We start from the raw sequence: 25,173 nt of genomic DNA, 5'->3' as shown, positions 1-25,173 counted from the left end.
TCATGAATATGATTGTAGGACTGCTATCTCTCGTGAGTTTCGCCGGAATCGCCGTTGGGTTACTCATGTGCGTGTTCCAGAGCCAGCGGCCGCGTGGAAAGAGCTTCGCATTTTATGGGTTTGTCGGGTTCGTCTTTGTTTTTAGCTTCGCCCTGTTCCAGGGCCCGAAGGATTCGGCTCGCGCCACCGCGAGTTCCGCTGAGGCGATCGCGAGCCAGTCTCCCGCTCCGGCCGCACCCCCTACGTACAAAGAGGTTCTGGCAAAGCTGAAAGTCGACAGTCTGACCTGGGAAAAGGAGGGGTTCGGATCGATAATGAAGGCGTCGTTCGTCATTCGGAACTACAGTACAGTCGATGTTAAAGACATAGTGGTGACGTGCAAGCATTCGAGTAACAGCGGAACGTACATCGATAGTAACACGCGGCCCGTATACGAGAGGGTGGCGCACAATTCCTATCAGGCCGTGATCGACTTCAACATGGGCTTTATACATAGCGCGGTCGCGCGCTCTACGTGCGCCATCGATTCATATTCACCCGCGTAGGCGCCACGCTGGTCACGCGACGATGACGCGGTCAATTGTGCAGAAATTTAAGCTACGTACCTTTGATTGCTGCTGAAGACTGTAGCCCAGTGCGATGTCCCTGATGGGTCCAGCTGCCGACGTCAGACCTACAGTGATTAGGTTCTGTTTCGGGCCACAAGCGGAAGTCACTTACGGGCGAAGAAAGATGCTGCCCACTGAGGCGGCCCAACGAGAGCCGCGAGACCAAACGGTGTTGCGATTTCTTCATGTTGCGCCAAATGCAGGAACGTGCATCGAGTTTCTGCGCGGCGCTCGGCACCCAGAACTCCTACTGCCGCGTGAGGCTGCGTAGCTCGGCTGCCAGCTCGGCTTTCAGTTCTTCCTCAAGCTCCCGGATGTGCTTCGCGGTTGGCCCATCGGGAAATTCTTTCGTGAGTTGGCGACAGTGCGCCAGCTTCCGTTGGATTACCAAAATAGCAGTGTCATTTTCCATCAGGAAGATCCTAATCGGGCACCCCTGGATTGCTGCATCGACTCGGGCTGACCCGGCCTAGCTCTTGTAAAGTAGTATGCCCTGTTCTCGAGCTTGCCGACGGACCGAGCTAACGCGGCGCCCTAGCACCTTGGCCGCCTTGGCTGCGGTGGCCCTTTCTCTGGCGAGCAGGACTAGACGAGCTAATTCATGCTTCGTCCAAGCGGGCTTCGGTCTGGGCGAATTCTCAAGGGTGTCCATGTCGCAAGGTGGCGTCTTATGGTTAACAAATTGAAAACAGGTGGCGCTTACCAGCGGTGATGATGTCGCCAGCCATAGTGATGGCCTCGCCCTCTGCCCCAACCGTAATGATGACCACGGCCGCCGCGATGATGACCCCAACCGTGTCCACCGCCATGTCCGTGGCCGCCCTTGACCTCAATAGGTGCATTCTGAGACATGCCTAGTGCGTCCGGCTTGGCAACGGGCAGCGCTGAAGCAGGACTAAAAGCAATTGCGCCTGCCACAAGGCCGGCCAAGCAAACCCACTTCATGAAAGTGCCTCCTGCAAGAAGATGAGAACACGAGGCCGAGACATCGGTCCGCTCTCGCTCAAGCTCGTCAACAAGGAAGACGGGAAAAAGTTGCAATGAAGCCTTGCGATGGGCATTCCGCTCAGAACGCAAGCCAGCGTTCGCGCCACGGCCTTTTATTTCTCTTGCCGGTGTTGGCCTGCTGGTAAGGCGCTGATGTCGGCTCAGAAATTCGGCAGTGCGGGCAAGCGTCAGATAGCTGTTGGCCAGAACGACAAACTGATGGCGGGAAAATGGGGCTTGCGCGGCTGCCTCCTCATATTCCGCCGAGAGGCGCACCTATTGTGATGCAGTCTTCATAGGCCGCCAACATACAAATCGTGAGCGGGTCCCTAATGCCCTTCAGTCGCTGCCACGTTTCCCGTCGGGTACAGCCATCCGGGCAAGAAGAACCCGGTCAGCAGTGGCTGACCGGGTTAGTCAAAGGGGAGGAAGACAATGCGTCGTCCACGCCCGGCAACGAGGTCTATTCTGAGCCGTTCCTGCCCGCTGCGGCTTTTCTGCTGCCCGTGCAAACTCGCTGATCCAGGTTAATCTCAATTTCCGGACGTTGGCTTGTCCGCGCTGCCTGTGGCTCATCAGCGGGGAACCTCAGCTCTTCGCATAGGTAATCAGGCGAGGTTGTTCCGCCATGACGCATACAGTTTTAGTAGTAGATGACGATCCCGGCGTGCTCGACGTGATCGCGTCCATGCTCGAAGAGCTTGGTTGCAAAGTTGTTTGCGCGCATAGCGGCCCCGAAGCTCTCGATACACTGGCCACGAACGAAGACGTTTCGATCTTGATCACCGACATCAACATGCCGGGTATGGACGGCCATGAACTGGCCGAACGTGCCACGCGAGTTCGCCCAACGCTGAAAGTTTTACAGCTATCCGGCCGCGAACGAAGGCGTGATGGCTTCCCCTTGCTCAGGAAGCCGTTCTCTGAAGAAGACCTTCATCGCGTCATGGAACAAACGACCGGCATTTGTTAGCGCAACAGGGTCGCTAAACAGCGCTCGAGCTCGTCCATTGGGAAGGGTTTTTGAAGGACCGGATGATCCTTGAAGCCCGTGGGTACGCCGCCCGCGCCGTATCCGCTCGCGAAGGCAAAAGGAATGCCCCTGCCTCGCAGCGCTACTGCGATCGGTTCAGAGCTATCTCTTCCAAGCTGTATATCGAGAATGGCCGCATCAACACCGGGCGCAGAAGCAAGCAAAAGCCCGCTTTGCAAATCGTTAGCCTCACCAGCGAGGCTGTGACCTAGCTCCGCCAGCATATCCGCAATCATCATGCGGATCAGCGATTCATCCTCAACCAGAAGCACAGACGCCATACCGCCACTCCGAGCGCAGTGTAACCCAACTACTTCATTACTTCAGATGCCTCTGATTACCATGACTGCCCCCTGCAACCGCCCCACCAGAGATTCGAAATGTGCGGCCGGTTGTCGGATCAAGGATGGAGGTCACGAACCTTCCTGCTACCGCAGCGATGGCAATCCTAGAGGGAGCGGATTTGAGGCTCTTGCATCGCACCCTTAGGCGGGAAGCGGGTATCATCGGCACGCCCGTCTCACTACTGAGCGCTTCTCCTGGGCCATGTGGATGCTTCTTCAAATGCCCGAAGGCCAATAGACCGAAGCTCTCCAAGAGAATGTTGTCCCGCTTCCGCAGCTTTCAGAAGCCGCTCCGCGACCATCTTCCGAACGTCGTGGTCACCGCCGTTCGGAAGTCACGGCAAACCTCTTACGACTTCTAGGGACCTGACACGATCCGCTAGCGTGATTGCCTTCCCGTTTCTGTGTTCCCGCGATGGAACTTATGTTCCCGTTCTGCGTTCTTATGTCAAGGTCCGTTAGCGCCCAGTTCGCGGTGCAAGGTGGGAGTAACACATGAGCGAGCGTCGCCGTCAGGTCACGCATACCAAGACATTCACGGCTCGCCTGATGGAAGAGGCGGCGAAGTCTAGGGAAGCCGCAGAGCGGCTTGCTCCGGGCACCGAACGCGAGCTTCTAATGAAGCGTGCGGATCAGGCGGAAAAGGCGGCCCAGATGAGCGACTGGTTGACCAAGCCAAACACTGCCCCGCCGCCGCCGTTGAGCAACCTTTTGAAGGCTGTCAAACCCGGCGTGGCGTGACAGAAGGACGGCCTTCCCGGGAAGTAGGGACCAGTGAAGCAGTTGACGGACTATCTTGAGCGTGCAGTTCAGCTTGAAGCGCTGGCGGCAGATGAACCTGATTCACGCTTCAAAGACCAGTTGCTGGCGCAAGCTCAGTCCTACCGAAAGTTGGCGGCGAAGAGAGCGCTGGAATACGGGCTGCCCATGCCGAGTCCTCCCGCTTCATCGAGCGAGACTACCGCCTGAACGATGCTGGATTTCGCGCAGCATCGCTTGCGTGCGATCGGTGTAAACACGTGGGAATAATGCTCGTCCAGCGCCACCATGACGGCAATGAAAATCGCGGCTGCAATCAGCCCCGGAGTTGCTTGGGCCGTTTCCTTGCGCGTGGCCATAACGAAAGGCCGCTAACTCAGGCGGCCTCTTAGCTGTTTTGCATATCCACTTAGTGAGGAGAGAGGACAGCCGCAAAGCTAAACGCCACCACGCAGGCGGCAGCTAAGGACCATAGCGTGATAGCAATCTCTCGCGGCATGAAGCTGCAACGCTGCTCTTGCGGCGATCGTTCCAATTCCGCCAACCGAGCGGGCTACTCCTTGTCGCTCCGATAAGCTCGGAGTTCCACGCGCGTAGTGGCGCTTTCGAAGATGGCTAGCCGACAAGCCACTCGGACATTCTCGGAAACACGCGCGAGGGCTTCCCTCTGCTCTCTGAGCTGGCGAGCTTCCTCGATGGCAAGTTCGGCGCGGGTGAGCACGGAATCGGGCATGCGACGAAAATGTCATGACGCCACCTAAGTTGCTATTTCATAGGTTTAGTTCGCAAATTTGGTCACTGCGAAAATCAAACTAGGCCACTGATGATGGAAACAGGCCAGTACCGGTCTGGGGATACGAACAATTTGGGAACCTAAAACCTTTCCTGAACCGAGCGGATGCCGGACCGATGTCCGTCGAGGGTCACAACAAGAAATACTCTCATTGAGGCGAACACTTCCGCTTAGCCGTCAACACCGGACATCGGTCAACGAGTGTGGCCACCCGATCAGAGCGTGATACCGGCGCCGGCGGCCGCTTCAGCTCAGCGAGGTCGATCGTGCGCGGCGGCGGCATCTGGAACGCTCGATCTCAGCATGGGCTAGCCGCCGTTGAGTGCCTGCGTGATGTAGGGGCTAGGATCGACCGGCCCGCCCTTGGACCACATCTTCTCGTTCCAGCTCTGGCATAGGAGTCGTCGGCCTCTCGGCTCAATCGCTCGCCCCGGTTCCGCAGCTCAGCGGATCGCGCCGCGTAGATCGCGGCATGGCTTCGGCGCGAGGCAGCTCTTTCGCTACGGCCTCCTGGCACCGCCGCTGAAAGGGATGGCTCGCTTCATGCCTCTTGGGGGTAGCCGGGCGGTCGACAGCGCAAGCGCGGGAGCGAAATAGTTTTGGTTTATTCCAGCTTTGTCGCGTGTCTCATCTGTCTCAGCTGATCTCTTTAGGAGGCTCAGAGAGTTCTGTGAGGTCCGTATATGCGAAGCGGGTATAAGGAAAACAGACGCGACACGCGAGACGCGCGACAGGGATTGATCAAAATCCTGGGGCTCGCCGCAGTATGGTTTGGCTAAACTGGACGTTCTGGACGCTAGGTCCCGACTAAATCTCTGACTCGGCGCCCGGGAGGTCGAAATTGGGGTCGTTAACCTTTACGATTAACCTTAACGACATTCCAGGATACTTCGGATAAACCGAGAGGTGTCCACTCCTTCCGTTTAAGCGAACAACGCTGGTTTGCCGCAACCGAACTCAACCGGGGCGAGCGTTACCGAATCCCCAATGCGTCCGGCACATGGCTGGAGCCGCTTCGCAGGAGCTATGCATTTGCCCGGAAAACAGGCTGGCACGAGGCTTGCCGCGGGTCCGTAATCTACCAGATCATACCTTATGCGAATCCGTTTAACCACGTTCGCCCATGTTGCCTCTGCCATGGGCAAGATCATGGTGAAGGAAGCGTTCACGGGAACGGACAGCGACCACGCGCGAAGCGGCTATGACGGCACGATCCTGGCGAGGATCGCTCTTGCGATCAATTCGGATTATCAGTAGCAATGGGGTAAGACCCTAAATCGTGGAGGGTCGCCAAAGCGTCACGTGCCCTTGGACGCGCTCGCGATTGAGTTTGAAAGCTCGTCTCAAAAAAAAATAGAAGAGCGGACTAAACGGAAACTAGACCAGCTTAGCTGGCATCAGGATGCCTCACCCCGACTATGGCCCGGCCGAAAGACCCGCGCGGTGCAACAACGCAAAGAAATCCGGCAGCACGTCGATGCCAACAGGACGGGCAATACATATTGTAGGCGTTAAGCCGGTAAGCACAAGCGATTGATTTTAAAAGCTTTTTGTTGCGCCGTCCTAGAACGTGCGCTATGATTCAACTTACACGTTAAACGAGTCTTGTGAGGACTCCCCTCCGGTTGTACTCTTACGCGCGCGATTTGGAGGACAAATGCAACAGAACCTGAGAACCGACCCGTCATTACTGATGGCACTGAAAAGGTCTGCCGAGCATTCCCCAACGACCACTGAAGTAGAGGAGCAGCGCCTGTCGTTCGTTATGGGCGCTCTGAAAACAACGAACAATATTACTCGCGCAGAGGTGCAGGAAATTCTTGCTCAGCAGGGAGGAAAGAGGGGTTCGTAGTGATTGTTTATGAGTTGGTAAATACCGAAAGCCATCCTGTTTATAAGGCTCTCGAAGTTTCCAATGGCAATCGTCAGTACGATTTCCTTCGTTCCATAGTTCAGGCTTCCCTCGATATAGGGAAGCCTTTTTTGTCCCAGCACGTCATCAAGGCTTTTAATTTTCACGCCATCACATGTCTGCACACCAGCCCGGGCGAGTATCGACCGTGTGAAGTGACAGTAGGTGCCCATAAGCCGCCCTCGCACTATCGTGTGGCGGCGTTGATGGACGATTTCGTGAATACCGTAAATCGATACTGGGCCGAATCTGATCCTGTCGTGTTGGCGACGTATGTTCTTTGGCGCATAAATAACATTCATCCGTTCATCAACGGCAACGGGCGGACCGCGCGAGCCGCTTGTTACTTCACCTTGTGCGTGGCCGTAGGCGGCTTGTTGAGCGGTAAAAAGATCTTGCCGGAGCTTATCCGTGAGAACCGCCAAGATTATTGTGATGCGCTGCAACTGGCGCATGATTCATTCGCAAACGGTAGCTTGGACCTTTCCGTACTGCATGCGCTGGTATCTCGCTTGCTCGACGAACAAATGAAGTCAGCTCCTGCAGCAATTGGGGGCACCCCTATTGTTTGGCCGCTCTCTGCCACTAGCCCTTCCTCGGGCGCGACAGCGGGTGCGCCAGCGCCGACCCCGTAGTCATGAGGTCTGCTCGCCGTTTGCTGACCCGACTGTTCTTCTCGCGCCAAGCCATTTCGCTCGCATAAGCCGCCAACTACGGGCCTGCGATATGGTGATGGAAAACGAATCCGCTATTTCGGCGCAGGCCTCGCCGTCCGATAGGCTTCGCTGTGATCGATGCGCGACAAACGGGCGTGCAGCGCGTTGCGGTCGGGCCGTTGGCTTCAGAAACCATAGCTTCGCGGACTTAGTGAGCCAGCCGTCTTCTATTGGGGACCCAGGTCGCGGCTCAGTTAGAGCGCGCTATGGCCTTTTGCCCCTTTCACGAAGATCGCGATAGCCAAGAGGTAGCCTCGGATGCGAGCTTTCCGGCTGGCGAAGATCGTCCCAGACGTGACGCTGAAGTGGCTGCAGCGGTTGCAAGGGCGAGCGATATCAGCGCGCTGGCTCGACAGAACCCACTGATTCTGATAAGGAATGACGGTGGACGGTCGGGATGCACCCAAGCTCGCAAGCGGCACCAGCCGTCCCGTCCTAGAGACTACCGGTCCCGCTGTAACGTGACCGATAGCCCCTAAGATCAGCGTGAGCGCCTATCTTCTCATGTACCACCTGCCTTTCGACCCCGGCTCAACGGGGTGCCACACTTGATTGACGAGACCCCCGGAGCCGAAAGGCTCCGGTTTTCGTTTGCGGCTCATATACCCTCGCTCCTGATCTGCCCGCTCGGCACGGTCCGAGGAATCGCCGCTTCAGCCTTGCCGCTGTCCATATTCTTTACTGTCAAAGGAATGCCCGCCTCATTGGCGACCAAGCGCCATTTCCGCCGAAACTCATTCTGAGACCACGGCAACCCGTTCACGTCGTTGATGATGACGGGGCCGGTTCGAGGATGCGAGGCGGGCAGAAGCGAGAGCTCCTCCATGACCAGCGGAGCCTTTTTTAGATCGATTTCGATCTCTTTTGGCTCATGTCGTCGGCCGCCGAAGATTGTGTGCCGAAGAATGAGATTTTCATCGATGTTGGTCCATCGGATGCCCCGGACCCACTTTTCATTGCCCTTAAAGATGTCTGACAACCCGGGCTCTGACGCCGGTACCCATTCACCCACAACATCGCTTTGCTTAAGCATGAGCTCGAATTGAAAGGCTTGTGCGAGCGCGATCGAGTGCCAGCCAAAGTGGCGATGTGCGGCGTCTCGGATTGCATTGACGTGTTCGAGCGTCATCCGCTCAGTTCGCGCTTCTGGAATTTTGAAGCGCATCTTGCTCATGACCACGCTGAGACGCGTCGACTCATGGTCTTTCAGCACATTCATGCCGAAGCCGAACAGGAGGCGCATCTTGCCGACCAAGGCGTGACCCCAAGCGTACTTCCCGCCTTCGGCCCACTTGTTGTAGAGGCGCATAATCTCGTCGGCGTCGAGGCTCGAAAGCCGCCTGTCGCCAATGTCGGCGACGAGCTTATCGATGATCTGGATATAGCCGTTCCGAACCCTATGCTTCAGCTTGTGAAAGGGCGAGTTGGGGTGCGTCCGATAGCTGTCAGACAGCATCCCAAATGTATTCGTGGCCCACAAAAACGTTGCCGAACCGGTCGGGGTGTCAGGGGCGGACGGCACGTGATCCAGGAGAGGCAAGGAGTTTGGAGGGGGGCGAGGCGTCGAAGAGGCAACACTGTCCACAAGGTTGAGACTAGCAGCTAACCGCTCCAGCTCTGTGAGCTCTGCCCACGCGCGATCAAGCTCCGCCGACTTCTCAGCGAGTTCTGCTTTCTTTGCTGCAATGACTTCGCGGAGGCTGAGTTTTAAATCGGTCATCGGTCCAGGCAAGTTGACCAAGACGGCTACTACTAACGGGTTTGACGCCGCGTTCGCCGGGTCTCGGGCTCCATCGCGACGTGGACTGAATGCCCACAACGCCAAAGTGCAGAAAAAAGAGGCTCCGAAAGGAGCTGCCTTTTTCATTGCGGAACTTATCAGGGATTCGCCCCCGGGGCAAGTCCTGGGTCAACAGTGGTGTGGGTATGGGGCAATGTCCGGTAATATACGTGCAGGCCACACGTGAATGGCGACGCCGCAGCGCGGAGCCAGTGAAGCTTTCGCGCTGCGGTGTAGGAGTTAGTTGATCTGGCTGGAACGCGGAGGAGTGGAGTGGCGGCGGTAGACCCGCTGATACACTTCCCACGCTGCATCCTGCGCGCCCTCAATAGCCGCCGCGAAGTCAGCCTCGCTGAGCTCTGTAAGTTTCGTTTCGGTCTCCGCTAGCTCCCCTGCGGTCACATAGTGTGTGTTCGGCGGATACCGACCAAAGACCCGGCGGTAAAGGCAGACGCGATAGACGGTTGTTGCGACTTCCATCGCCCAATCTTCGAGATCGACTAAGCGGCTCATGCGCGCACCGCCTTCTTGTCAGTGCGCCGATAGACATTGCGAGTGCCCGCGCGGACCAGCCAGCCGGCAGAGATCAGCCTTTGCGAAGCACAGCGGCAGGACGCCTCCGCCGTGTGCTGTGTCTGCAAAAAGGTGCCGAGCTTCGGCAGGTTCTCGCGGACCCACGCCTGATGATCGGCTGTAGTCGTCTCGGTGCTTGGCGGAAGATCGATGATGTGGTTTCGAAAGGCCGTGGTGAGCGATGGTTGCTTGCTCATTGCTGCACCGCCTTCCCGGCAATCGAGACTTCATAGGCTTCTACGGCGGCGATCGGCCACACGCGCAAGCGCCCCAGCCGGGAGGGTTTGGGGAATTCCGGATCGTGCCGAATGTGTTCTTCAATGAAGGTTTGGCAGCACCCCAGTCGCTCGCGGAGCTGTCGGGTTTTCAGGTAGGTCGTAGACATGGCCAAAGGCCTTCCAAAATGGAAGTTGCCCTTGCCTTGCAGGTGCGATGGCCTTGATCCCGTGCCGAGGGAGACGTGCGGCATCTCGGGAGGCGCCGCGCGGGTCTGTCGCCACTTACCGGATGATCCGGCATCCTGCTGTAGAGGCCCCTTGAAACTGAGGCTTGCCGCAGGCGCTAGGAGGGCGGGCCGCGCGAATTGCCTGCCATCAATCATACGTTTCCGTGAGCGTCAAGGCGGCTTAGGCCGGCTTAGCCGAGGCTATTTTTCGAACATGCCTATCCCACTTGTCCCAAGCCTCAGCCATCGGGACGTCGTACTCACCCGTGTCGTACGTATCGACAAGCTCGTCTGGCAGATGGTTGATGCACCGCTCGGCGATCCCCTCCAGCACGCCAAGCCGGCCTATGCCGGTGCGGAACGTACGGCGGAGATCATGCAACCGGAAGGCGCGCTTAGGCTTCATCACTTTGTCCAGGCGGGCCTTGGCCTTGGAAAAACTGAAGGCACAGGTCTCGCCGGCCTCTCCAAAGACGTAGTCGCAGCCGTCGATCCGCGGGATGCCCTTCAAGATGGCCAGCTCAGTTCCGGTCAAATGAACCTTCAGCGGGTGGCCGTTCTTTGTGCGCTCGCCGGGCAGCGTCCAGACCTTCGCGTTGAGGTCAATCTCGCTGTCGGGAATGCCCGCGATCTCGTTACGGCGGCACCCGGTCAGCAGGAGAAGCTTGAACATCGCGCCAAAGCGGATCGATGATTGCCCGTCAGAATCGATCGCGTCACAGGCTGACCAGAATGTCGTTATCTCCGGATCAGCCAGCACCCGACGGTTGCGATTGCGCCGTTCCTTTGAGGCGCGCTTCTGCCTGATCCCGGCCGTTGGCGGATTGGCGATATAGCCCCGATCTTCGTGTGCCCATTTCCCGAGAAAGCTAGTCAGGACGGCAACGCATTTGTTGCGCGCGGCCGGGCCTCGCTCGCCGGCGTCATCGACAATTTGGAGCAGGTCGCCCTTGACGATGGATTTGATATCCCGGTCACGGAGCGCCCTGCCGTCCGTCCCGCGCGCAGGCCCGATCTGCTGATCGAACACGCGCTTGTGCTCGGCGATGGTCGATGCGCGGCAGTCGGGGGTAAGCCGCACCGTCACGTATTCGTCCCACGCCTGTCCGACCGTCGTGCCCTCCGGGGCGGCTTCGGCTCGCAGGGGTGCACGAGGGCCGGGAAGGCGTTTGCCCTCTTCAGCGGCGGTTCTCGCGGCGTCCCGACGCCTTCTAGCGGCGGCAAGCCCCAACCCTGGATAGCTCCCCAATGTAATCTTCACCGGCGTAGTGCGCCCCCTGATCCGGGTGGCGCAAAGCCAGGTCTTCGAACCTGTCGGGTGCACCACGAGGAATAGGCCGCGGCCATCGGAGAGCATGTATCGCTCGTCCCGCTTGGCTGCATTTTTGATGGTCGTATCAGTGAGACGATTATTCGTATCTGCCATGGGCGCCCGCTGTATTCCCAGCCCTCAATCTGGGAATACAAATAGCGCCGCTGCGAAGCGTATCAAGGCGCATCGTGGCGTATCGTTAAAGACTTCAAAGTCCTGAAATCAAGGCTATTTTCATCAATCCGGCGCATTGTCAGGCAGTGTCGCGTATTCCCAATTTCGGAATTCGTAATGACGGGGTCGGGGGTTCGAATCCCTCTTGCGGCACCAGCGCCCCAGCTCATTTGATCCTCGCAAGCCAGGCGTTCTGACCGGCGCATTCGGTCACCATGAGCGCACTGCACAGATGAGTCCGGTGAGCGCAGCATTGCATCACCGAGATGGAGAAGGATTCAATATCGCACGCCAGCCTGAGTGATCGTGATCACATAGCCGCGCGATCGGCTCTCCTAGTGTCCGGCTCACGCCAAACACGGGGAGATTTCATATGCGCAAGATCATTCTGGTGGCCGCCATGGTGCTGGTCTCTGCATCTGCCCAGGCCGGAGGCCCGCGCAGCCTGTCGTTGTCCGCGGTGAGCGAGCCGGCTTCGGTTCAGCAAACGGCGCCGATGCTTGCTGCCGCGCCGACGCAGGTGAGCGAAGCAGCGCCTGCCACCGAAGCTCCGAAATATCTCGATCGCCCGCCGGCGGTTTCGCTCACGGCGCCTCCGGCGGCCGCTGCACCCACGACCACACCCACAACCACGATGGCCTCAGCGCCCGCCACGACGGCCCAACCCGCTGCGAAGACGACGGCCAAGGCAGACAAGCCGAAGCACAAGCGCAGCTGGACCGAAGGCCGCATCATCAGCGAGCTGCATCGTCACGGCATCTACTGGTAAGTGCCTGCTCTCAAAAAGCATATGGCCGGGACAAGCCCGGCCATGACGCAAGAGTTTTGGATCGGAACTGGACGCGTTATTGTGAAACCGTCTGCACCACGCTTCCGATCGGACGCGCGCTTGAGGTCGGCACCTTCAGGTCCTTCAGCAGCGCCTCGTCATATTCCGGCAGCGTCTGGAAGGTCGTCTTGGCCTTCATCTGCACGACCTTGTAGCCACCGGCCTTGAGGCGCGCGAGCAGTGCCGGCATGGCTTCGCCGGTGTGCTTCTGGAAGTCGTGCATCAGGATGATGCCCTTGCCGAGCTTGTCGAGCCTGGTCATCACGGTCTCGATGATCTTCTCCGGCGTCGCGCCCTTCCTGAAGTCGAAGGAGTCGATGTCGGTCGAGAACATTGCGACGTTGCGAGTGCCGAAATAGCTCACGATCGCTGGATTGTGCTGAAGCTGCGGGAAGCGGAAGAACGGTGCGGGGTTGGTGCCGAGCGCGAATCTCACTGCACTAAAGCCCTTCTCGACCTCGTCCTTGGCCATTTGCTCCGTCATCTTCTTGCCGTTCAAATTGACGTGCGACCAGGTGTGAGTGCCGACCGTATGGCCCTGGGCCAGCACCTGGCGCAGGATTTCGGGATGATAGGTCGCATGCTTGCCGACCGAGAAGAACAAGCCTTTGGTGCATTCATCCGCGAGCGCCTTCAGCACCGCGGGCGTGTTGACCGGCCAGGGACCGTCGTCGAAGGTCAGCACGACCTCCTTGTCGGTGAGGAAGTCGAACTGCTTGAAATGATCGAAGCCGAAGCCCGGACCGCCAGTGGTGTCGATCTCGACCACGCGGGAGACGCCAAGCGCGTTGGGATTGGCGCAGGTCGATTTCTGCTGCACCGGCATCGGCGCGGGTACGGGCGCCGGAGCGGGTGCCGCCGGCTTGGCCGCAATCGCCGCCGTGGTCGCGACGTCATCCTTAGCGGCGAGCTTCGCCTGTGCCGGCAATGGATCGGCGGCACGGGCGGCAATCGTCTTGGGAGCGGCCTGGTCGGCGCGCGAGGAATAATAAAACCAACCGCCGGCGGCAATCACGACCGCCGCAACTACACTGGCCAGCATCAGGCCCAACGCATTACGCATCGCCATTCTTTCCAATTACGCAACCAAACCGGCGGAATTTCCCGCTCGACGAGCCATTAATGCGAAGGATCGGTTAACGTGACACCAACACGACCGCCGATCGGGAGGAATTTCAGCGAGGTGCGCCAAAGTGACCGAAGTCACAGAGGGTGGGCCTCCCGTGACCGTCATCACAGTGGAAACTGTTTTGCTGGAGCATTGTCGATCCCATCAACAACGGGCCCGCTTCCAGCGGTGCCAATGGGAGCTTCAAATGACCAAGTCTCTGAACACCAAGTCCTTGAGTAGCAAGATCCGCGACACCAGCCTGGCTCTGGGCTTTGCCGCCCTCCTCTCGATCGCCTCGACCGGCTCGAGCTTCGCCTTCTCGTCCGAAGCGCAGCAGCAGTGCACCGGCGACGCCTTCCGTCTGTGCTCGTCGGAAATCCCGAACATTCCGAAGATCACGGCGTGCATGATGAAGCATCGTTCGGATCTGAGCGCCGGTTGCCGCACCGTGATGGACAAGGAACTCGCCAAAGGCGGCGCGTCACGCAAGGTCGCTGACGCCCAGGACAGCCAGTAAAGAGACAGTCAGTAAGAGACAGCCACTAACAGCAACGATGGCGTCGTTGCGTCAGTTAGCTCCCCTCGCGATGTGCCCCGGCGTGAATGCCGGAGCCACGCGGCGGCGCAAGCCCGCCTTTCAATAAAGCCGTTGCGGCTTCGGGATCGTCGCTCTAGCTTCGCCCGCACATCTTCCGGGTAAGAGGCATTACGCGATGACCAGATTTCTTTTCATCATTCCATTGATCCTGCTTGCATCGGCTGCGTCAGCGCAGCAGCCCGGTCACGACGCCTGTGCGCGCGATGTGACGCGCTTCTGCCGCCCGGTGATGAACAATGGCGATCAGGCTGTGCTCGCCTGCCTCAAGCAGAACCGTACGCGGCTCACCAAAGGCTGCGACAAAGTGCTGACGGATCACGGGCAGTAAGACGTCGCGTCGTAGCCCGGATGGAGCGCCGCGAAATCCGGGTTTTGTCCACGCGGTGAAATCGTCCGGATTGCGCTTCGCTCCATCCGGGCTATGTTCTCGCAGAACCCTACGTGCTGCTTCCCGCCGCGGTGGCGACCACGGGCAGCACCTCACTTGCTGCCTGGTCCGGCGTCTCCTCTTTCCAGCGCACCGAGCCGAACGGACGCTCGAGCATGCGGCGGATCCGCACCGGATCGGGGCCGACGTGGAAATCGATCGCCTCCTGATGCAGCGCGCGTTCGGACTGTGTCGAGCGGTTGCGCTGGCGCAAATAGTCGAGCCAGGTCGGACAGTGGTAGCGCTCGGTCCACAATTCGGGATCGGCGATGTCGCGCGCGATCGACCAGCCATAGGCACCGTTGCGCTGCCGAGAGAGCTGCACGTCCTGCATCACGTTGTGAAAGGCGCGCGCGTTCTCTTGGGCGACGCGGTATTCGATCTCGACCACCAGCGGCCCGCTGCGCGCCGTGAGCGACAGCTTGACTTCAGGATCGGCCAGCAAGTCGGCGTCTTCGTTACGGGCGCCGACGCGCGGCATCGTGAGCCAGATCCCCAGCACCGGCGAGATCAGCATCAGGCCGGCGGCCGTCAGCAGCGCGACCTCGACGCCGGCATAGTCGGTGAGATGGCCCCAGCCCCAGGCGCCGATCGCGATGCCGCCGGAAATCGAGGCCTGGAACGCCGCGAGCGAGCGGCCGGCGACCCAGCGCGGTGCCGAGAGCTGCACGCCGATATTGAACAGCGCGATGGCGGCCATCCAGACCGCGCCTGCGAGCACCAGGGCAGCCGCGGTCAGCACTGGTTCGGTGCTCACGGCGAGCGCGGCCATCGCAAACGCCATCGAGATGGTGCAGGCGCGGATTGCGGCTTCGCCGCTCATGCGCTTGCGCAATTCGTGGATGTTGAGCGCACCGACCACGGCGCCCATGCCGAAAGCGCCGAGCATGATGCCGTAGGTCTGCGCGCCGCCATGCAGCAGGTCGCGTGCGACCAGCGGCATCAGCGCCATGATGGCACCGCCAATCAGGCCCATCACCAGCGTGCGCAACAGCACGATCTTGATCGGTGGCGAATTGGTGATGTAGCGGAAGCCCGACACCATGGCGCGGTTGAGCTTCTCCCGCGGCAGGCGCGAGGGCTCGGTGTTGCGCCGCCAGAGCAGCAGCACCACCAGCAGCGGCAAATAGAGGATCGCGTTGCAGGCAAACGCCGCCACCGCGCCAAGCGCGGCGACGATGACACCGCCGACCGCCGGGCCGAAGCTGCGCGCGATATTGTAGCTGATGCCGTTCAGCGCGACGGCCGACGGCAGGGCATCGGGCGGCACCTGCTCGCTGACCGAGGACTGCCAGGCCGGACCGAACAGTGCGTTGCCGCTGCCGACCACGAAGCAGAAGATGAGCAGCGTCTCTGGGGAAATGTAGTTGAGCCAGGCCAGGATCGTGAGTGCGGTCGCGCCAGTCAGCGCGATCATGAGCGCGATCAGGGTCACGATACGGCGGTCATACATGTCGGCGATGGCGCCCGCCGGCATCGAGATCAGCATGATCGGCAGCATCAGGGCGGTCTGCACCAGCGCCACCTTGTCCGCCGAGGCCGCCATCTGCGTCATTGCCCAGGCGGCGCCCACGCCCTGGATCAGCAGGCCGAGATTGGAGAGCAGGCTGGCGAGCCAGATGCGCCTGAACACGGTGTACCGCAGCGGCGCCATGATGCCGTCGGCGTCAACTTTCTGACGGTTCGTCTGCTCGGTCATATCCCCTTCCAACTGGGCTGGCAGAAGTTGTCTTGACGTTGTCTTGGAGTGGTCTTTGGGCGATTCCGGCAAGTTCAGTGATGCCCGCGAAAGTCCTTCGCTGTCCAGTGGTTAGGCCGGTATAAGCGGTGCAAAGAGATGGTTTGGCGGGGGAGGAACATATGAAGCTGTCGCGACGGATGATCTTGCAAGGGGCCGGCAGCTTGCCCTTCGCAATTGCGAGCTTGCGGACGGGTGCATCGGCTCAACCCGCACCCGCTGCGCCGAGCGAGGTGCCTCCGATCCTGTTCGTCCACGGCAATGGCGATAACGACGCGCTCTGGATGACGACCTTGTGGCGGATGGAATCCAACGGTATCGCGCGAGACCGCATGGCCGCGATCAATTTCACCGATCCCAATGCACGAAGCGACGACAAGGTCGAGCAGGCGGGCCGCTCCTCGACCGAGGACCAGCGCCGCGAGCTTGCCGCCGCCATCGTTGAATTGAAGCGCCGGACCGGTGCATCCCGCGTGGCGCTGGTCGGCAGTTCGCGCGGCGGCTACGCGATCCGAAACGTCATCAAGAGCGGCGGCGCCGCCGATGTCAGCCACGCCGTGCTCTGCGGCACGCCCAATCACGGCGTGTTTGCGACCGACGACCAGCCCAACAGCGAGTTCAACGGCCGCGGCGCGTTCCTGCGCGGCCTGAACGATGGCGAGAGCGAGGTGACGCCTGATGTCGCCTTCCTCACCTTGCGCAGCGACGGCATGGACAAATACGCGCAGGCCGATGGCCGCTTCATCGGCAAGCCCGGTACGCCGACCGGCGTCAACGTCGAAGGTCCGGAGTTGAAGGGGGCCACCAACCTCGTGCTCGGCGCACTCGATCATCGCGAAGTGGCATTTCACCCCCGAGCTTTCCGCGAGATCTATAAGTTCATCGCCGCCCGCGAGCCCGCGCGCATCGCGATCGTGCCGGAGCAGAGCGTCAGGCTGAGCGGCCTCGTGACGGGCACACCGGGCGGCACGCCGACCAACCGGCCGGTGGCCGGTGCAACCGTCGATATCTTTCGCGTCGATCCTGAAACCGGTGAGCGCAAGGGCAGCGCCGTGTACAGTGCGAAGACCGGCGCGGACGGCCGCTGGGGACCGGCGCAGGTCGAGCCTTCCTGGTCGCTCGAATTCGCCCTCGCATCGCCGGATGCGCCGACGACCCACATCTACCGCTCGCCCTTCCCGCGCTCATCGGACGTGGTGCATCTCCGCGCCGCACGTCCGCTCGGGCCCGCGGACAAGGACGCCGGGGCTGTCGTGATCATGTCGCGTCCGCGCGGCTATTTCGGCCTGCCGCGGGACGTGGTGCTGTTCGACGGCAAGGAGCCGGCGGACGTCAAATCGGGTGTGCCCACGGATTCGACAGCAACACTGCGCCTTCCGGCCGGCGAGGTCGGGCGTAACATCGTAGCCCAATTCGGCGAAGAACGAATTGTGGCACGCGCCTGGCCTGCCTCGGAGAACAGGATTGCGATTGCCGAGCTGACTTATTAGCTAATTGCCTGCGTCACCTCTGCGGGAGCGAGCCATGAACATCGCCAGCGTGCGTCGGCCCATCGTCCCTCCGACCCCGCCGCGTGCACCCGACGACATGTCGTTCCTCGGCCGGCTTGCCGTGATCAAGCGGAACATGATCGCGACCTGGGGGCAGCGCGCCTACGAGGAAGACGTCATCGAGGGCCGCTTCTTCTTCCGCAACAGTTTCATCCTGAACCGGCCGGATGCGATCCGGCATGTCCTGCTCAGCAATTACGAGAATTATTCGCGCACCCCGGCGGGCATCCGCATGCTTCGTCCCGTGCTCGGCGACGGTCTTCTGATTGCGGAGGGCCATTCGTGGACGTTTCAGCGCCGCACCCTCGCGCCGGCGTTTACGCCGCGGGCGACTGCAAATCTCGTCCCGCACATGACGGCGGTGCTCGACGAGACCATCGCGAAGCTCGACGCGCGAACGAGCGAGCCCGTCGATTTGCGCGAGGTCATGCAGCGGATGACGCTGGAGATCGCCGGACGCACCATGTTCTCGTTCGGCATGGACCGGCATGGTCCGACCTTGCGCAACTTCGTCATGGAGTATGGAGCCCGGCTTGGGCGACCGTACTTGCTCGACATGGTGCTGCCGCTGTCCTGGCCGAGCCCGATGGATTTTGCCCGTGCCCGCTTCCGCAAGCGCTGGACCGAATTCGTCGCGATGCTGATCGCCGAGCGGCGTGAGACGGGCAAGAAAGACGGCGCGCCGCCGCGCGACCTTTTCGATCTCATGGACGAAGCGCGCGACCCTGAAACCGGCAAGGGCTTCTCGGACGAACAACTGGTCGACGAAGTCGCGACCATGATCCTTGCGGGTCACGAGACCACGGCGACCGCGCTGTTCTGGGCGCTCTATCTGCTCGCGCTCGACCCGGACACGCAGGAAGAGATCGCCTCCGAGACCCGTGGCGAACACCTCGACAGCATGGCCGACATCGATCGCCAGAAATTCACCCGCGCCGCGATCGAGGAGACCATGCGGCTTTATCCGCCGGCCTTCCTGATCGCCCGGGCCGCGCGCGAGAAGGACAACGCGGCCGGCGTCGCCATCGGCAAGGGCGACATCATCATGATCGCCCCATGGCTGCTGCACCGGCACGAGAAGCTGTGGGATCAGCCGAATGCGTTCATTCCGAAACGCTTCATGTCGACGGAAGCGCCCGATCGGTTTGCCTATCTGCCCTTTGGCGCGGGTCCGCGCGTCTGCATCGGCGCACCATTCGCGCAAGCCGAATCCGTGCTGGCGCTGGCCCGACTGATCGGCGCGTTCCGTGTCGAGCTTGCCGATACCAGCCCTGTCATCCCGCTGGGCGTCGTCACGACCCAGCCGGACCGTTCACCGCTGTTCCGCATCGCGCGTCGATGACAGGCGTTCGCCTGGCTGACGGCGTGATCCACACCAGATAGAGTTACGCCATGAGCGATATCCAGGCCCAGTTTTCCGTTCTGAAGCAGACCGCCGATGCGAAAGTGGTCGACGCGATCTCGCGGCTGATCGAGGACGGCGAGGATCACGAGCTCAACCGCGTCAATGTCCTCGATTTCGCGAAACAGCACGGCCTCGATGAAGAGCACGCGATCTCGGCATTCCTGCATTCGGCGCGGCTCGGCCTGTTCGATCTGGGCTGGAATGTGCTGTGCCCGGGCTGCGGTGGCGTGTTGGGCGCGCACTCGACCCTTAAGGCGCTCAAGCCCGACGATTATCACTGCGCGCTTTGCGCCTGCGGCTACAAGGCCTCCGTCGATGATCAGGTCGAGGTCTCCTTCACCGTCAATTCACGGGTCCGGCGCATTGCGGCGCATGATCCCGATACGCTTCCGGTGTGGGAGTACTTCAAGCAGGTGTTCTGGAGCTCCGGCGTCGACTTCAACAAGGAATCGTTTGCGACGCTCGCCAACGAGGTGACGCTGGATACGATGGAGCTGCCGGCCGGCGAGAAGGCGACCATGTCGCTGCAACTGCCGAACGATTTCATCATCATCTTCGAACCGGTGACGCACGCGGCCCATTTCATCGACGTGCAGGGCGAGCCGACCAAGGACCGTCAGCAGCTCGCCATCATGTACAACAGGGTGCAGGCGCCGACGGGGACCACGACCATGCGGCCGGGCCCGCTGCGGCTGTCGCTGGAGAACCAGGCCGGCGTACGCGTGCTGCCGTCGGTCTTCATCGCGGCCGAGGCGCTCCATCATCTCATAGGCAAGCGCAAGCCGTTCCTGACCGCCAAGCGGATGCTGTCGAACCAGACGTTTCGCGATGTGTTCAAGGCCGACAATCTCAGTCTCGACCAGCGGCTCCAAATCACCTCGCTGACCTTCCTGTTCACCGATCTGAAGGGATCGACCGCGCTCTATGAGCGCGTCGGCGATCTCGCCGCCTTCGACCTCGTGCGCGCGCATTTCCACGCGCTGCTCGAGATCATCTCATCGGAGAAAGGCGCGGTGGTGAAGACCATCGGCGACGCCGTGATGGCGACCTTCGTCCGTCCCGAACATGCGATCGCGGCGGGTTTGCGGATGCGCGCGGCGATGGACGAGCTCAACAAAAAGCGCGGCACTGCCGATCTCATCGTCAAGATCGGCATCCACGAAGGTCCGTGCCTCGCGGTGATGCTCAACGAGCGGCAGGATTATTTCGGCCAGACCGTCAACATCGCCGCCCGCGTGCAGAGCCTCTCGACCGCGCAGGAGATCCACATCACCGGCCCGGTGCTGGATGCGCCGGCGGTCGCCGAAGTCCTCAAGCAGCGCGAGATCATGCCGATCCAGAAGCAGGCCGCACTGCGCGGCATCGCCGACAAGATGGTGGTGTACGAGATACCGTGAGGTGTTGCTTCCGACGTCGTTCTGGCGAAGGCTAGGACCCATACCGCGGAATCTATCGATTGCGGATGTTCGGAGTACCGGACGACGACCAGTCTTCGCCAAACTACACCTTGGGGTAATGGGTCCTGGCTTTCGCCAGGACGACGTCGGAGAGACGATTAGCCGTCCTCCAGAAAGCGCTCCCAGATTGCCGAAACGTAATGCAGCGCGCGGAACTGACACACGTTGCGCCGGTTGAGTTTCCTGCTCATATAATGCTGGTAGCGGCCGCGCTTCCGCGGCTTCATCGATTTCGGTAGGACCTTATGCTCGACGGCCTGCGCCAATTCATCGCCGACATTGTTGCTCCCCATGCCCAGGACCGCGCATTTGATGACAGCGACTACCGGCTGGCGGCGACTGCGCTGCTGGTTCACGTGATCTCGCTGGACGGCCAGCCGACGGCTGCCGAGCAGCGAAAATTGCACAGCCTGATCGAAAGCCACTTCGGGCTCGATCGCGGCACTGCCGATCGTCTGATCGCGGATGCGACAGAAGTCGAGGGCGAAGCGGTCGACCTTTATCACTTCACCAGCGTCATGATGCGCTCGCTCGACGAAGAGGGCCGCAAGCGGGTCGTCCAGATGATGTGGGAGCTGGTCTTGCCGATGGCCAGGTCACGGAATTCGAGGACAATGTCGTCTGGCGCGCCTCCGACCTGCTCGGGATCGCCCAGCGCGACCGGATAGACCTGAAGCACGCGGTCGCAGACCGCGCCGGCGGCCAGGTCAAGGACGACGCGGTCGGTGGGTAATCCCTGCCGACTCCACCAATTGACGGTTGTGGCGAACACATGACAAAACTTTAATGTAGCCTCTTGGCTGCCCTCGTTCCGGATTCCCCAGTAAATCTACGGCTTTCCCGCTCTCCCTGCCGCCCGCTCAACCCGCCATGCTGCACGCGCCGCTTGCCTGTCGCGCTCGGGCTATGCTCTCGTTCCAGCATTGCGGGGCCAAAAAACTTACATCAAGAGACTTCGATCGTGACTGAGCGGGTAACGTTGATCACCGGTGCCTCGGCGGGCATCGGCGCGGAGCTGGCGCGTGTGTTCGCCGCGAACGGACACCGTCTTGCGCTGACGGCGCGACGCGCGGACCGGCTCGAGGCGCTCGCGAACGAGATCGCCGCCAAGGGCGGCAAGAAGCCGATCGTGATCGCCTGCGATCTTGAGGATGCGGATGTCGGCGAGAAGATCGCCGCCGCGCTCGCTGCCGAAGGCGTCGAGCTCGACCATCTCGTCAACAATGCCGGCTTCGGCGTATTCGGTGACGCAATCGAGCGTGACCGGGTCGAGCAGCTCGGCATCGTGGATGTCAACGTCCGGGCTCTGACGGATCTGTCGCTGCGCTTTGCCGATCAGTTGATCAGGAACAAGGGTGGCCTTCTCAACGTCGGGTCGGTCGCCGGCTTTCTGCCCGGCCCCGGCATGGCCGTCTACTACGCGTCCAAGGCCTATGTGATTTCCTTCACCGAGGCCCTTCGCGCGGAGCTTGCACCGCACGGCGTTCGCGTCACCGTCCTTTGCCCGGGCCCGGTGCCCACCGAATTCCAGGCGCGCGCCGGCGTGGGGTCCGGGCATGATACGGCCCTTCTCAATGTTCCTGCCGCCGAGGTCGCACGGCAGGCCTATCGCGGCCTGATGGCCAACAAGCGGGCAGTGCTCCCTGGTCTGGGCATCAAGATTGTGCCATTTGCACTGCGGTTTTTCCCGCGCGGCTTCATCCTGTCGGCTACCAGCCGGTTTCAGAGGCAAAGACACTAGAGAGAGCTTTCGGTCCGTACTGGCCCGGAGCTTGCTTTCTATCGGGCGTGTGTGTGCGCAAACTCACACGAAATTAACGATCGCTTAGTTATGCTGGCGGTCTGAACCGATAGCACTCGCAGAGACCATGTCGTTCCGGACGAACAGGTTTGGTGGCGCAGAACTGGTGCCCTTCCCCAGAAGGACGCCGGACGTCGCCGCCTCCGAAACCCGGTTGCCGGTTCTGATCATCCTGCATCAGGAATCATCGACGCCCGGCCGCGTCGGCAATGCGCTGCGCGCGCTCGGCCATCGCCTCGACATCCGCCGTCCCCGCTTCGGCGATCCGCTGCCCGAGACCCTCGACCGGCATGCCGGCGCTGTGGTCTTCGGCGGTCCCATGAGCGCCAACGATCCCGACGACTACATCCGCCGCGAGATCGACTGGATCGAAATTCCGCTCCGCGAACAGCGGCCGTTCCTCGGCATCTGCCTCGGCGCGCAGATGCTGGCGAAGCAGTTAGGGGCTCGCGTCGCGCCGCATGCGGATGCACTGACCCAGATCGGCTACTACCCGATCCGCCCGACACCCGCGGGACACGGGCTCTGCCCGCACTGGCCGGCGCGGGTCTATCACTGGCATCGCGAAGGCTTCGAGTTGCCGGTTGGCGCTGAACTGCTTGCGGAAGGTGATGATTTTCCGGTGCAGGCGTTCCGCACCGGCAACGCTTTCGGCGTGCAGTTTCATCCTGACGTGACCTACGCGATGATGCATCGCTGGACCACGCGCGGCTATGACGGCCTCAGCGCGCCCGGGGCGCGGCAGCGGCATCACCATTTCGCGGACCGTGCCGTCTACGATACCGCGGAACGCGCCTGGCTCGATCACTTCATCGACGGCTGGCTGGTGCGCCGGCCGGTGCTGGCGCAAGCCGCCGAGTGATCACGCCTTCTCAGGTCCTTGGCGCAAGCCCTTGTCTCATCCCTTGATATGCTAAGCTCGCTGCCAACGAGCGCGCGCGAACGCGCGCCGGCAAACAAAGGGAGAGCGCGATGGCCTATGAACACATTCTCTATGACGTCAGCGACAAGGTCGCGACCATCACGCTCAACCGTCCCGACCGCATGAATGCGTGGACGCCCATCATGGAGCGCGACGTGCGCCATGCGATGGAAGCATCGAGCGCCGATGACAATGTCCGCGTCATCGTCATCACCGGTGCGGGCCGCGCCTTCTGTGCCGGTGCCGACATGGACGCATTGAAGGGGCTCGACCCCGATGATGTCAGGCGCGCGTCGCACCTTCCGCCCTTCGACATGAACCGGCGGCCCGACTGGCAGACGCGCTATGGCTTCTATCCGTCGATCGGAAAGCCTGTCATCGCCATGCTCAACGGCGCAACCGCCGGCATCGGCCTCGTCCACGCGCTCTATTGCGACCTGCGCTTTGCCGCCGACAACACCGTGTTCACCACCGCCTTCGCGCGGCGCGGATTGATCGCCGAGCACGGCATCAGCTGGATGCTGCCGCGAATCGTCGGCCACGCCAACGCAATGGATCTGTTGCTCTCGGCGCGCCGCGTTTCGAGCGAAGAGGCATTGCGGATCGGGCTGGTCAACCGGCTCTGCTCGCCAGAGAAGCTGCGCGAGGAGACCTATGCCTATGCGCGCGACCTCGCCGATTTCGTCTCGCCGAGCGCGATGGCCGTGATCAAGCGGCAGCTCTACGAGGTGCCGTTCCAGACGTTGGCGGAGGCGACGATCGCGGCCAATCGGGACATGATGGTGGCGCTGAACGGCAGCGATTTCAGGGAGGGGGTCGCGAGCTTCATGGAGAAGCGGCCGCCGAGGTTTACGGGGAAGTAGGGGGGATTTCGGATGGAGCCCGGCTTCGCCCTTCGGGCTACGCCGCGGCAGCCTTCGCTCACTTCGCGGCGAGAGACCTTCCGGGCTTGCCGAGCCGAAGCTCGCGAAGCCTGGTGGAGCCAGGCGGGATCGAACCGCCGACCTCGTCATTGCGAACGACGCGCTCTCCCAGCTGAGCTATGGCCCCTTTTGTAGGCCGCTCTGGTCAATGCGGCCGACAACCGGGCGCCATTTAAGTCCCCGCCAAGGTCAAGTCAAGGACGGGTGTAACCCGGTTTTAGCCATCCCGGCACCGACTTCCCTTGTTTGGACCGGGGGGAACCGATATCTAGCAAAAGACGTCAATCCCGACCGAAGCCAGAGTTTTTAAAAGCCATGCGTGCCGTTCTCGACATCGTCATCATCGTGCTCGACCTCTACGTCTGGCTGCTGATCGCGTCCGCGATCCTGTCCTGGCTGATCGCCTTCAACGTCGTGAACACCCGCAACCAGTTCGTCTCGGCGGTGGCGGAGTTCCTGTACCGAATCACGGAGCCGGTCCTGGCGCCGATTCGCAATTTCCTGCCCAGCCTCGGCGGCCTCGACATCTCGCCGATCATCCTGATCCTGCTCATCATGTTCATCGAGCGGGTGATCCTGTATTACATCTACCCGAACGTGATCTAAGCAGGCTGGAGCGCCCTGGGTTGCCAAAGAACCTTGTCATCAAGGAACCTTGGCGTTACGGGGCCGCAGGAATCAGCATCGCGCTGCGGGTAACGCCCCGCGGCGGCCGCGACGACATCGACGGGATCGAGCAGCTCTCCGATGGCCGCAGCGTGCTCAAGGTGCGTGTGCGCGCTATCGCCGATGGCGGCGAGGCCAACAAGGCCGTTCTGGTGCTGCTGGCGAAATCGCTGGGCGTGCCCAAGACCAGCGTAAAACTCCTGTCGGGAGCGACCTCGCGGCTGAAGCAGATCGCGGTCGACGGCGATCCGGCGCGGCTCGGCGAAGCCCTGCGTCTGCTCGCATCAGCCAAATCGACAGACTGAGGGAA

At 61.1% G+C, this 25,173-nt stretch carries 28 protein-coding genes, 1 tRNA gene and 2 pseudogenes; 18 read left to right on the top strand and 13 right to left on the bottom strand.

Going from position 1 to position 25,173, the window contains the following annotated elements; all coding sequences use genetic code 11:
• Positions 1 to 2: 2 nt before the first annotated feature.
• On the top strand, positions 3 to 545 hold the full coding sequence (locus ABIC03_RS34745; RefSeq protein ID WP_354064858.1) for a hypothetical protein: 543 nt from the start codon (positions 3 to 5) through the stop codon (positions 543 to 545).
• Between the two features lie 310 nt (positions 546 to 855).
• On the opposite strand, the gene ABIC03_RS34740 is transcribed toward ABIC03_RS34745, so the two are convergent.
• Both ABIC03_RS34740 and ABIC03_RS34735 read right to left on the bottom strand, forming a co-directional pair.
• Positions 856 to 1,020: a hypothetical protein gene (locus tag ABIC03_RS34740; protein WP_354064856.1), complete on the bottom strand. Its 165-nt coding sequence runs from the start codon at positions 1,018 to 1,020 to the stop codon at positions 856 to 858.
• A 262-nt stretch (positions 1,021 to 1,282) separates the two neighbouring features.
• On the bottom strand, positions 1,283 to 1,417 hold the full coding sequence (locus ABIC03_RS34735) for a hypothetical protein (RefSeq protein ID WP_354064854.1): 135 nt from the start codon (positions 1,415 to 1,417) through the stop codon (positions 1,283 to 1,285).
• 806 nt (positions 1,418 to 2,223) lie between these two features.
• Here ABIC03_RS34735 and ABIC03_RS34730 point away from each other — a divergent pair.
• Complete coding sequence (locus ABIC03_RS34730) at positions 2,224 to 2,568, top strand: response regulator (protein WP_354064852.1); 345 nt, start codon at positions 2,224 to 2,226, stop codon at positions 2,566 to 2,568.
• Here the strand turns inward: ABIC03_RS34730 and ABIC03_RS34725 are convergent.
• Entirely contained in the window at positions 2,565 to 2,909 is a 345-nt protein-coding gene (locus tag ABIC03_RS34725) for a response regulator (protein ID WP_354064850.1), read from the bottom strand. The two genes, ABIC03_RS34730 and ABIC03_RS34725, sit on opposite strands and share 4 nt — an antisense overlap.
• 558 nt (positions 2,910 to 3,467) lie before the next feature.
• Here ABIC03_RS34725 and ABIC03_RS34720 point away from each other — a divergent pair.
• Positions 3,468 to 3,713 (top strand): hypothetical protein, encoded by a 246-nt coding sequence (locus tag ABIC03_RS34720; protein ID WP_354064848.1) that lies wholly within the window; start codon positions 3,468 to 3,470, stop codon positions 3,711 to 3,713.
• 140 nt (positions 3,714 to 3,853) lie between these two features.
• Here the strand turns inward: ABIC03_RS34720 and ABIC03_RS34715 are convergent, their stop codons facing one another.
• Positions 3,854 to 4,090 carry a hypothetical protein gene (locus ABIC03_RS34715; RefSeq protein ID WP_354064846.1) on the bottom strand — a complete coding sequence of 79 codons (237 nt, stop codon included), beginning with the start codon at positions 4,088 to 4,090 and terminating at the stop codon, positions 3,854 to 3,856.
• A gap of 1,529 nt (positions 4,091 to 5,619) precedes the next feature.
• On the opposite strand from ABIC03_RS34715, the gene ABIC03_RS34710 reads away from it, so the two are divergent.
• From ABIC03_RS34710 to ABIC03_RS34700, 3 genes are all read left to right on the top strand, one after another.
• A complete protein-coding gene (locus ABIC03_RS34710) occupies positions 5,620 to 5,781 on the top strand; it encodes a hypothetical protein (protein WP_354064844.1) in 162 nt (53 codons plus the stop codon).
• 400 nt (positions 5,782 to 6,181) lie between these two features.
• On the top strand, positions 6,182 to 6,376 hold the full coding sequence (locus ABIC03_RS34705) for a hypothetical protein (RefSeq protein WP_354064842.1): 195 nt from the start codon (positions 6,182 to 6,184) through the stop codon (positions 6,374 to 6,376).
• Positions 6,376 to 7,071, top strand: a complete 696-nt coding sequence (locus ABIC03_RS34700) for a Fic family protein (RefSeq protein WP_354064840.1) — start codon at positions 6,376 to 6,378, stop codon at positions 7,069 to 7,071. Before ABIC03_RS34705 ends, ABIC03_RS34700 begins: the two co-directional genes overlap by 1 nt.
• Before the next feature lie 278 nt (positions 7,072 to 7,349).
• Here the strand turns inward: ABIC03_RS34700 and ABIC03_RS34695 are convergent.
• From ABIC03_RS34695 to ABIC03_RS34670, 6 genes and pseudogenes are all read right to left on the bottom strand, one after another.
• Positions 7,350 to 7,475: pseudogene (locus ABIC03_RS34695) on the bottom strand (IS1595 family transposase); the annotation flags it as partial.
• A 275-nt stretch (positions 7,476 to 7,750) separates the two neighbouring features.
• The gene (locus tag ABIC03_RS34690; RefSeq protein WP_354064838.1) at positions 7,751 to 8,872 is read right to left on the bottom strand and encodes a hypothetical protein; all 1,122 of its coding nucleotides are present in this window, start codon (positions 8,870 to 8,872) and stop codon (positions 7,751 to 7,753) included.
• A 300-nt stretch (positions 8,873 to 9,172) separates the two neighbouring features.
• Positions 9,173 to 9,445: an HAD family hydrolase gene (locus ABIC03_RS34685; RefSeq protein WP_354064836.1), complete on the bottom strand. Its 273-nt coding sequence runs from the start codon at positions 9,443 to 9,445 to the stop codon at positions 9,173 to 9,175.
• On the bottom strand, positions 9,442 to 9,702 hold the full coding sequence (locus ABIC03_RS34680) for a hypothetical protein (protein WP_354064834.1): 261 nt from the start codon (positions 9,700 to 9,702) through the stop codon (positions 9,442 to 9,444). Before ABIC03_RS34680 ends, ABIC03_RS34685 begins: the two co-directional genes overlap by 4 nt.
• Positions 9,699 to 9,890 (bottom strand): helix-turn-helix transcriptional regulator, encoded by a 192-nt coding sequence (locus tag ABIC03_RS34675; RefSeq protein WP_354064832.1) that lies wholly within the window; start codon positions 9,888 to 9,890, stop codon positions 9,699 to 9,701. The genes ABIC03_RS34680 and ABIC03_RS34675 overlap by 4 nt, the downstream gene beginning before the upstream one ends.
• Positions 9,891 to 10,131: 241 nt before the next feature.
• Complete coding sequence (locus ABIC03_RS34670) at positions 10,132 to 11,376, bottom strand: tyrosine-type recombinase/integrase (RefSeq protein ID WP_354064830.1); 1,245 nt, start codon at positions 11,374 to 11,376, stop codon at positions 10,132 to 10,134.
• A gap of 433 nt (positions 11,377 to 11,809) precedes the next feature.
• On the opposite strand from ABIC03_RS34670, the gene ABIC03_RS34665 reads away from it, so the two are divergent.
• Positions 11,810 to 12,205 (top strand): hypothetical protein, encoded by a 396-nt coding sequence (locus ABIC03_RS34665; RefSeq protein WP_354064828.1) that lies wholly within the window; start codon positions 11,810 to 11,812, stop codon positions 12,203 to 12,205.
• A 76-nt stretch (positions 12,206 to 12,281) separates the two neighbouring features.
• Here the strand turns inward: ABIC03_RS34665 and ABIC03_RS34660 are convergent, their stop codons facing one another.
• Positions 12,282 to 13,328 carry a polysaccharide deacetylase family protein gene (locus ABIC03_RS34660; RefSeq protein WP_354064826.1) on the bottom strand — a complete coding sequence of 349 codons (1,047 nt, stop codon included), beginning with the start codon at positions 13,326 to 13,328 and terminating at the stop codon, positions 12,282 to 12,284.
• Positions 13,329 to 13,581: 253 nt separating this feature from the next.
• Between ABIC03_RS34660 and ABIC03_RS34655 the strand changes: the two genes are divergently transcribed.
• Together ABIC03_RS34655 and ABIC03_RS34650 are read left to right on the top strand one after the other, a co-directional pair.
• Positions 13,582 to 13,893, top strand: a complete 312-nt coding sequence (locus ABIC03_RS34655; RefSeq protein WP_275169081.1) for a hypothetical protein — start codon at positions 13,582 to 13,584, stop codon at positions 13,891 to 13,893.
• A gap of 196 nt (positions 13,894 to 14,089) precedes the next feature.
• Positions 14,090 to 14,302: a hypothetical protein gene (locus tag ABIC03_RS34650; RefSeq protein WP_275169082.1), complete on the top strand. Its 213-nt coding sequence runs from the start codon at positions 14,090 to 14,092 to the stop codon at positions 14,300 to 14,302.
• A 109-nt stretch (positions 14,303 to 14,411) separates the two neighbouring features.
• Here the strand turns inward: ABIC03_RS34650 and ABIC03_RS34645 are convergent, their stop codons facing one another.
• Positions 14,412 to 16,100 carry an MFS transporter gene (locus ABIC03_RS34645; RefSeq protein WP_354064823.1) on the bottom strand — a complete coding sequence of 563 codons (1,689 nt, stop codon included), beginning with the start codon at positions 16,098 to 16,100 and terminating at the stop codon, positions 14,412 to 14,414.
• A gap of 161 nt (positions 16,101 to 16,261) precedes the next feature.
• Here ABIC03_RS34645 and ABIC03_RS34640 point away from each other — a divergent pair, with 161 nt between their 5' ends.
• The 7 genes and pseudogenes from ABIC03_RS34640 (at position 16,262) to ABIC03_RS34610 (ending at position 24,137) form a co-directional block, all read left to right on the top strand.
• Entirely contained in the window at positions 16,262 to 17,629 is a 1,368-nt protein-coding gene (locus ABIC03_RS34640; protein ID WP_354064821.1) for a hydrolase, read from the top strand.
• 34 nt (positions 17,630 to 17,663) lie between these two features.
• Positions 17,664 to 19,031, top strand: a complete 1,368-nt coding sequence (locus tag ABIC03_RS34635) for a cytochrome P450 (RefSeq protein WP_354064819.1) — start codon at positions 17,664 to 17,666, stop codon at positions 19,029 to 19,031.
• A gap of 50 nt (positions 19,032 to 19,081) precedes the next feature.
• On the top strand, positions 19,082 to 20,491 hold the full coding sequence (locus tag ABIC03_RS34630; RefSeq protein ID WP_354064817.1) for an adenylate/guanylate cyclase domain-containing protein: 1,410 nt from the start codon (positions 19,082 to 19,084) through the stop codon (positions 20,489 to 20,491).
• A gap of 305 nt (positions 20,492 to 20,796) precedes the next feature.
• A pseudogene (locus tag ABIC03_RS34625) lies at positions 20,797 to 21,284 on the top strand (tellurite resistance TerB family protein).
• Between the two features lie 228 nt (positions 21,285 to 21,512).
• Positions 21,513 to 22,292: an SDR family NAD(P)-dependent oxidoreductase gene (locus ABIC03_RS34620; protein ID WP_354064815.1), complete on the top strand. Its 780-nt coding sequence runs from the start codon at positions 21,513 to 21,515 to the stop codon at positions 22,290 to 22,292.
• 127 nt (positions 22,293 to 22,419) lie between these two features.
• The gene (locus ABIC03_RS34615) at positions 22,420 to 23,214 is read left to right on the top strand and encodes a glutamine amidotransferase (RefSeq protein ID WP_354064813.1); all 795 of its coding nucleotides are present in this window, start codon (positions 22,420 to 22,422) and stop codon (positions 23,212 to 23,214) included.
• 110 nt (positions 23,215 to 23,324) lie between these two features.
• Positions 23,325 to 24,137: an enoyl-CoA hydratase gene (locus ABIC03_RS34610; RefSeq protein WP_354064811.1), complete on the top strand. Its 813-nt coding sequence runs from the start codon at positions 23,325 to 23,327 to the stop codon at positions 24,135 to 24,137.
• 111 nt (positions 24,138 to 24,248) lie between these two features.
• On the opposite strand, the gene ABIC03_RS34605 is transcribed toward ABIC03_RS34610, so the two are convergent.
• Positions 24,249 to 24,324 (bottom strand) — tRNA-Ala (locus ABIC03_RS34605).
• 188 nt (positions 24,325 to 24,512) lie between these two features.
• On the opposite strand from ABIC03_RS34605, the gene ABIC03_RS34600 reads away from it, so the two are divergent.
• Both ABIC03_RS34600 and ABIC03_RS34595 read left to right on the top strand, forming a co-directional pair.
• Positions 24,513 to 24,803, top strand: a complete 291-nt coding sequence (locus ABIC03_RS34600; protein ID WP_007598721.1) for a YggT family protein — start codon at positions 24,513 to 24,515, stop codon at positions 24,801 to 24,803.
• A 20-nt stretch (positions 24,804 to 24,823) separates the two neighbouring features.
• Entirely contained in the window at positions 24,824 to 25,168 is a 345-nt protein-coding gene (locus ABIC03_RS34595; protein WP_354064808.1) for a DUF167 domain-containing protein, read from the top strand.
• The last annotated feature ends 5 nt before the right edge of the window (positions 25,169 to 25,173 follow it).

Source organism: Bradyrhizobium sp. RT6a, from assembly GCF_040547675.1.
Taxonomy (GTDB): domain Bacteria; phylum Pseudomonadota; class Alphaproteobacteria; order Rhizobiales; family Xanthobacteraceae; genus Bradyrhizobium.
Note: the sequence above shows the minus strand (reverse complement) of the source record. Positions and strands in the feature narration are given on the sequence as shown.

Coding starts and splice junctions, on each gene's coding strand:
- ABIC03_RS34745 (WP_354064858.1), top strand. CDS start 3: ATGAATATGATTGTAGGACTGCTATCTCTCGTGAGTTTCGCCGGAATC.
- ABIC03_RS34740 (WP_354064856.1), bottom strand. CDS start 1,020: ATGGAAAATGACACTGCTATTTTGGTAATCCAACGGAAGCTGGCGCAC.
- ABIC03_RS34735 (WP_354064854.1), bottom strand. CDS start 1,417: ATGGCGGTGGACACGGTTGGGGTCATCATCGCGGCGGCCGTGGTCATC.
- ABIC03_RS34730 (WP_354064852.1), top strand. CDS start 2,224: ATGACGCATACAGTTTTAGTAGTAGATGACGATCCCGGCGTGCTCGAC.
- ABIC03_RS34725 (WP_354064850.1), bottom strand. CDS start 2,909: ATGGCGTCTGTGCTTCTGGTTGAGGATGAATCGCTGATCCGCATGATG.
- ABIC03_RS34720 (WP_354064848.1), top strand. CDS start 3,468: ATGAGCGAGCGTCGCCGTCAGGTCACGCATACCAAGACATTCACGGCT.
- ABIC03_RS34715 (WP_354064846.1), bottom strand. CDS start 4,090: ATGGCCACGCGCAAGGAAACGGCCCAAGCAACTCCGGGGCTGATTGCA.
- ABIC03_RS34710 (WP_354064844.1), top strand. CDS start 5,620: ATGCGAATCCGTTTAACCACGTTCGCCCATGTTGCCTCTGCCATGGGC.
- ABIC03_RS34705 (WP_354064842.1), top strand. CDS start 6,182: ATGCAACAGAACCTGAGAACCGACCCGTCATTACTGATGGCACTGAAA.
- ABIC03_RS34690 (WP_354064838.1), bottom strand. CDS start 8,872: ATGACCGATTTAAAACTCAGCCTCCGCGAAGTCATTGCAGCAAAGAAA.
- ABIC03_RS34685 (WP_354064836.1), bottom strand. CDS start 9,445: ATGAGCCGCTTAGTCGATCTCGAAGATTGGGCGATGGAAGTCGCAACA.
- ABIC03_RS34680 (WP_354064834.1), bottom strand. CDS start 9,702: ATGAGCAAGCAACCATCGCTCACCACGGCCTTTCGAAACCACATCATC.
- ABIC03_RS34675 (WP_354064832.1), bottom strand. CDS start 9,890: ATGTCTACGACCTACCTGAAAACCCGACAGCTCCGCGAGCGACTGGGG.
- ABIC03_RS34670 (WP_354064830.1), bottom strand. CDS start 11,376: ATGGCAGATACGAATAATCGTCTCACTGATACGACCATCAAAAATGCA.
- ABIC03_RS34665 (WP_354064828.1), top strand. CDS start 11,810: ATGCGCAAGATCATTCTGGTGGCCGCCATGGTGCTGGTCTCTGCATCT.
- ABIC03_RS34660 (WP_354064826.1), bottom strand. CDS start 13,328: ATGCGTAATGCGTTGGGCCTGATGCTGGCCAGTGTAGTTGCGGCGGTC.
- ABIC03_RS34655 (WP_275169081.1), top strand. CDS start 13,582: ATGACCAAGTCTCTGAACACCAAGTCCTTGAGTAGCAAGATCCGCGAC.
- ABIC03_RS34650 (WP_275169082.1), top strand. CDS start 14,090: ATGACCAGATTTCTTTTCATCATTCCATTGATCCTGCTTGCATCGGCT.
- ABIC03_RS34645 (WP_354064823.1), bottom strand. CDS start 16,100: ATGACCGAGCAGACGAACCGTCAGAAAGTTGACGCCGACGGCATCATG.
- ABIC03_RS34640 (WP_354064821.1), top strand. CDS start 16,262: ATGAAGCTGTCGCGACGGATGATCTTGCAAGGGGCCGGCAGCTTGCCC.
- ABIC03_RS34635 (WP_354064819.1), top strand. CDS start 17,664: ATGAACATCGCCAGCGTGCGTCGGCCCATCGTCCCTCCGACCCCGCCG.
- ABIC03_RS34630 (WP_354064817.1), top strand. CDS start 19,082: ATGAGCGATATCCAGGCCCAGTTTTCCGTTCTGAAGCAGACCGCCGAT.
- ABIC03_RS34615 (WP_354064813.1), top strand. CDS start 22,420: ATGTCGTTCCGGACGAACAGGTTTGGTGGCGCAGAACTGGTGCCCTTC.
- ABIC03_RS34610 (WP_354064811.1), top strand. CDS start 23,325: ATGGCCTATGAACACATTCTCTATGACGTCAGCGACAAGGTCGCGACC.
- ABIC03_RS34600 (WP_007598721.1), top strand. CDS start 24,513: ATGCGTGCCGTTCTCGACATCGTCATCATCGTGCTCGACCTCTACGTC.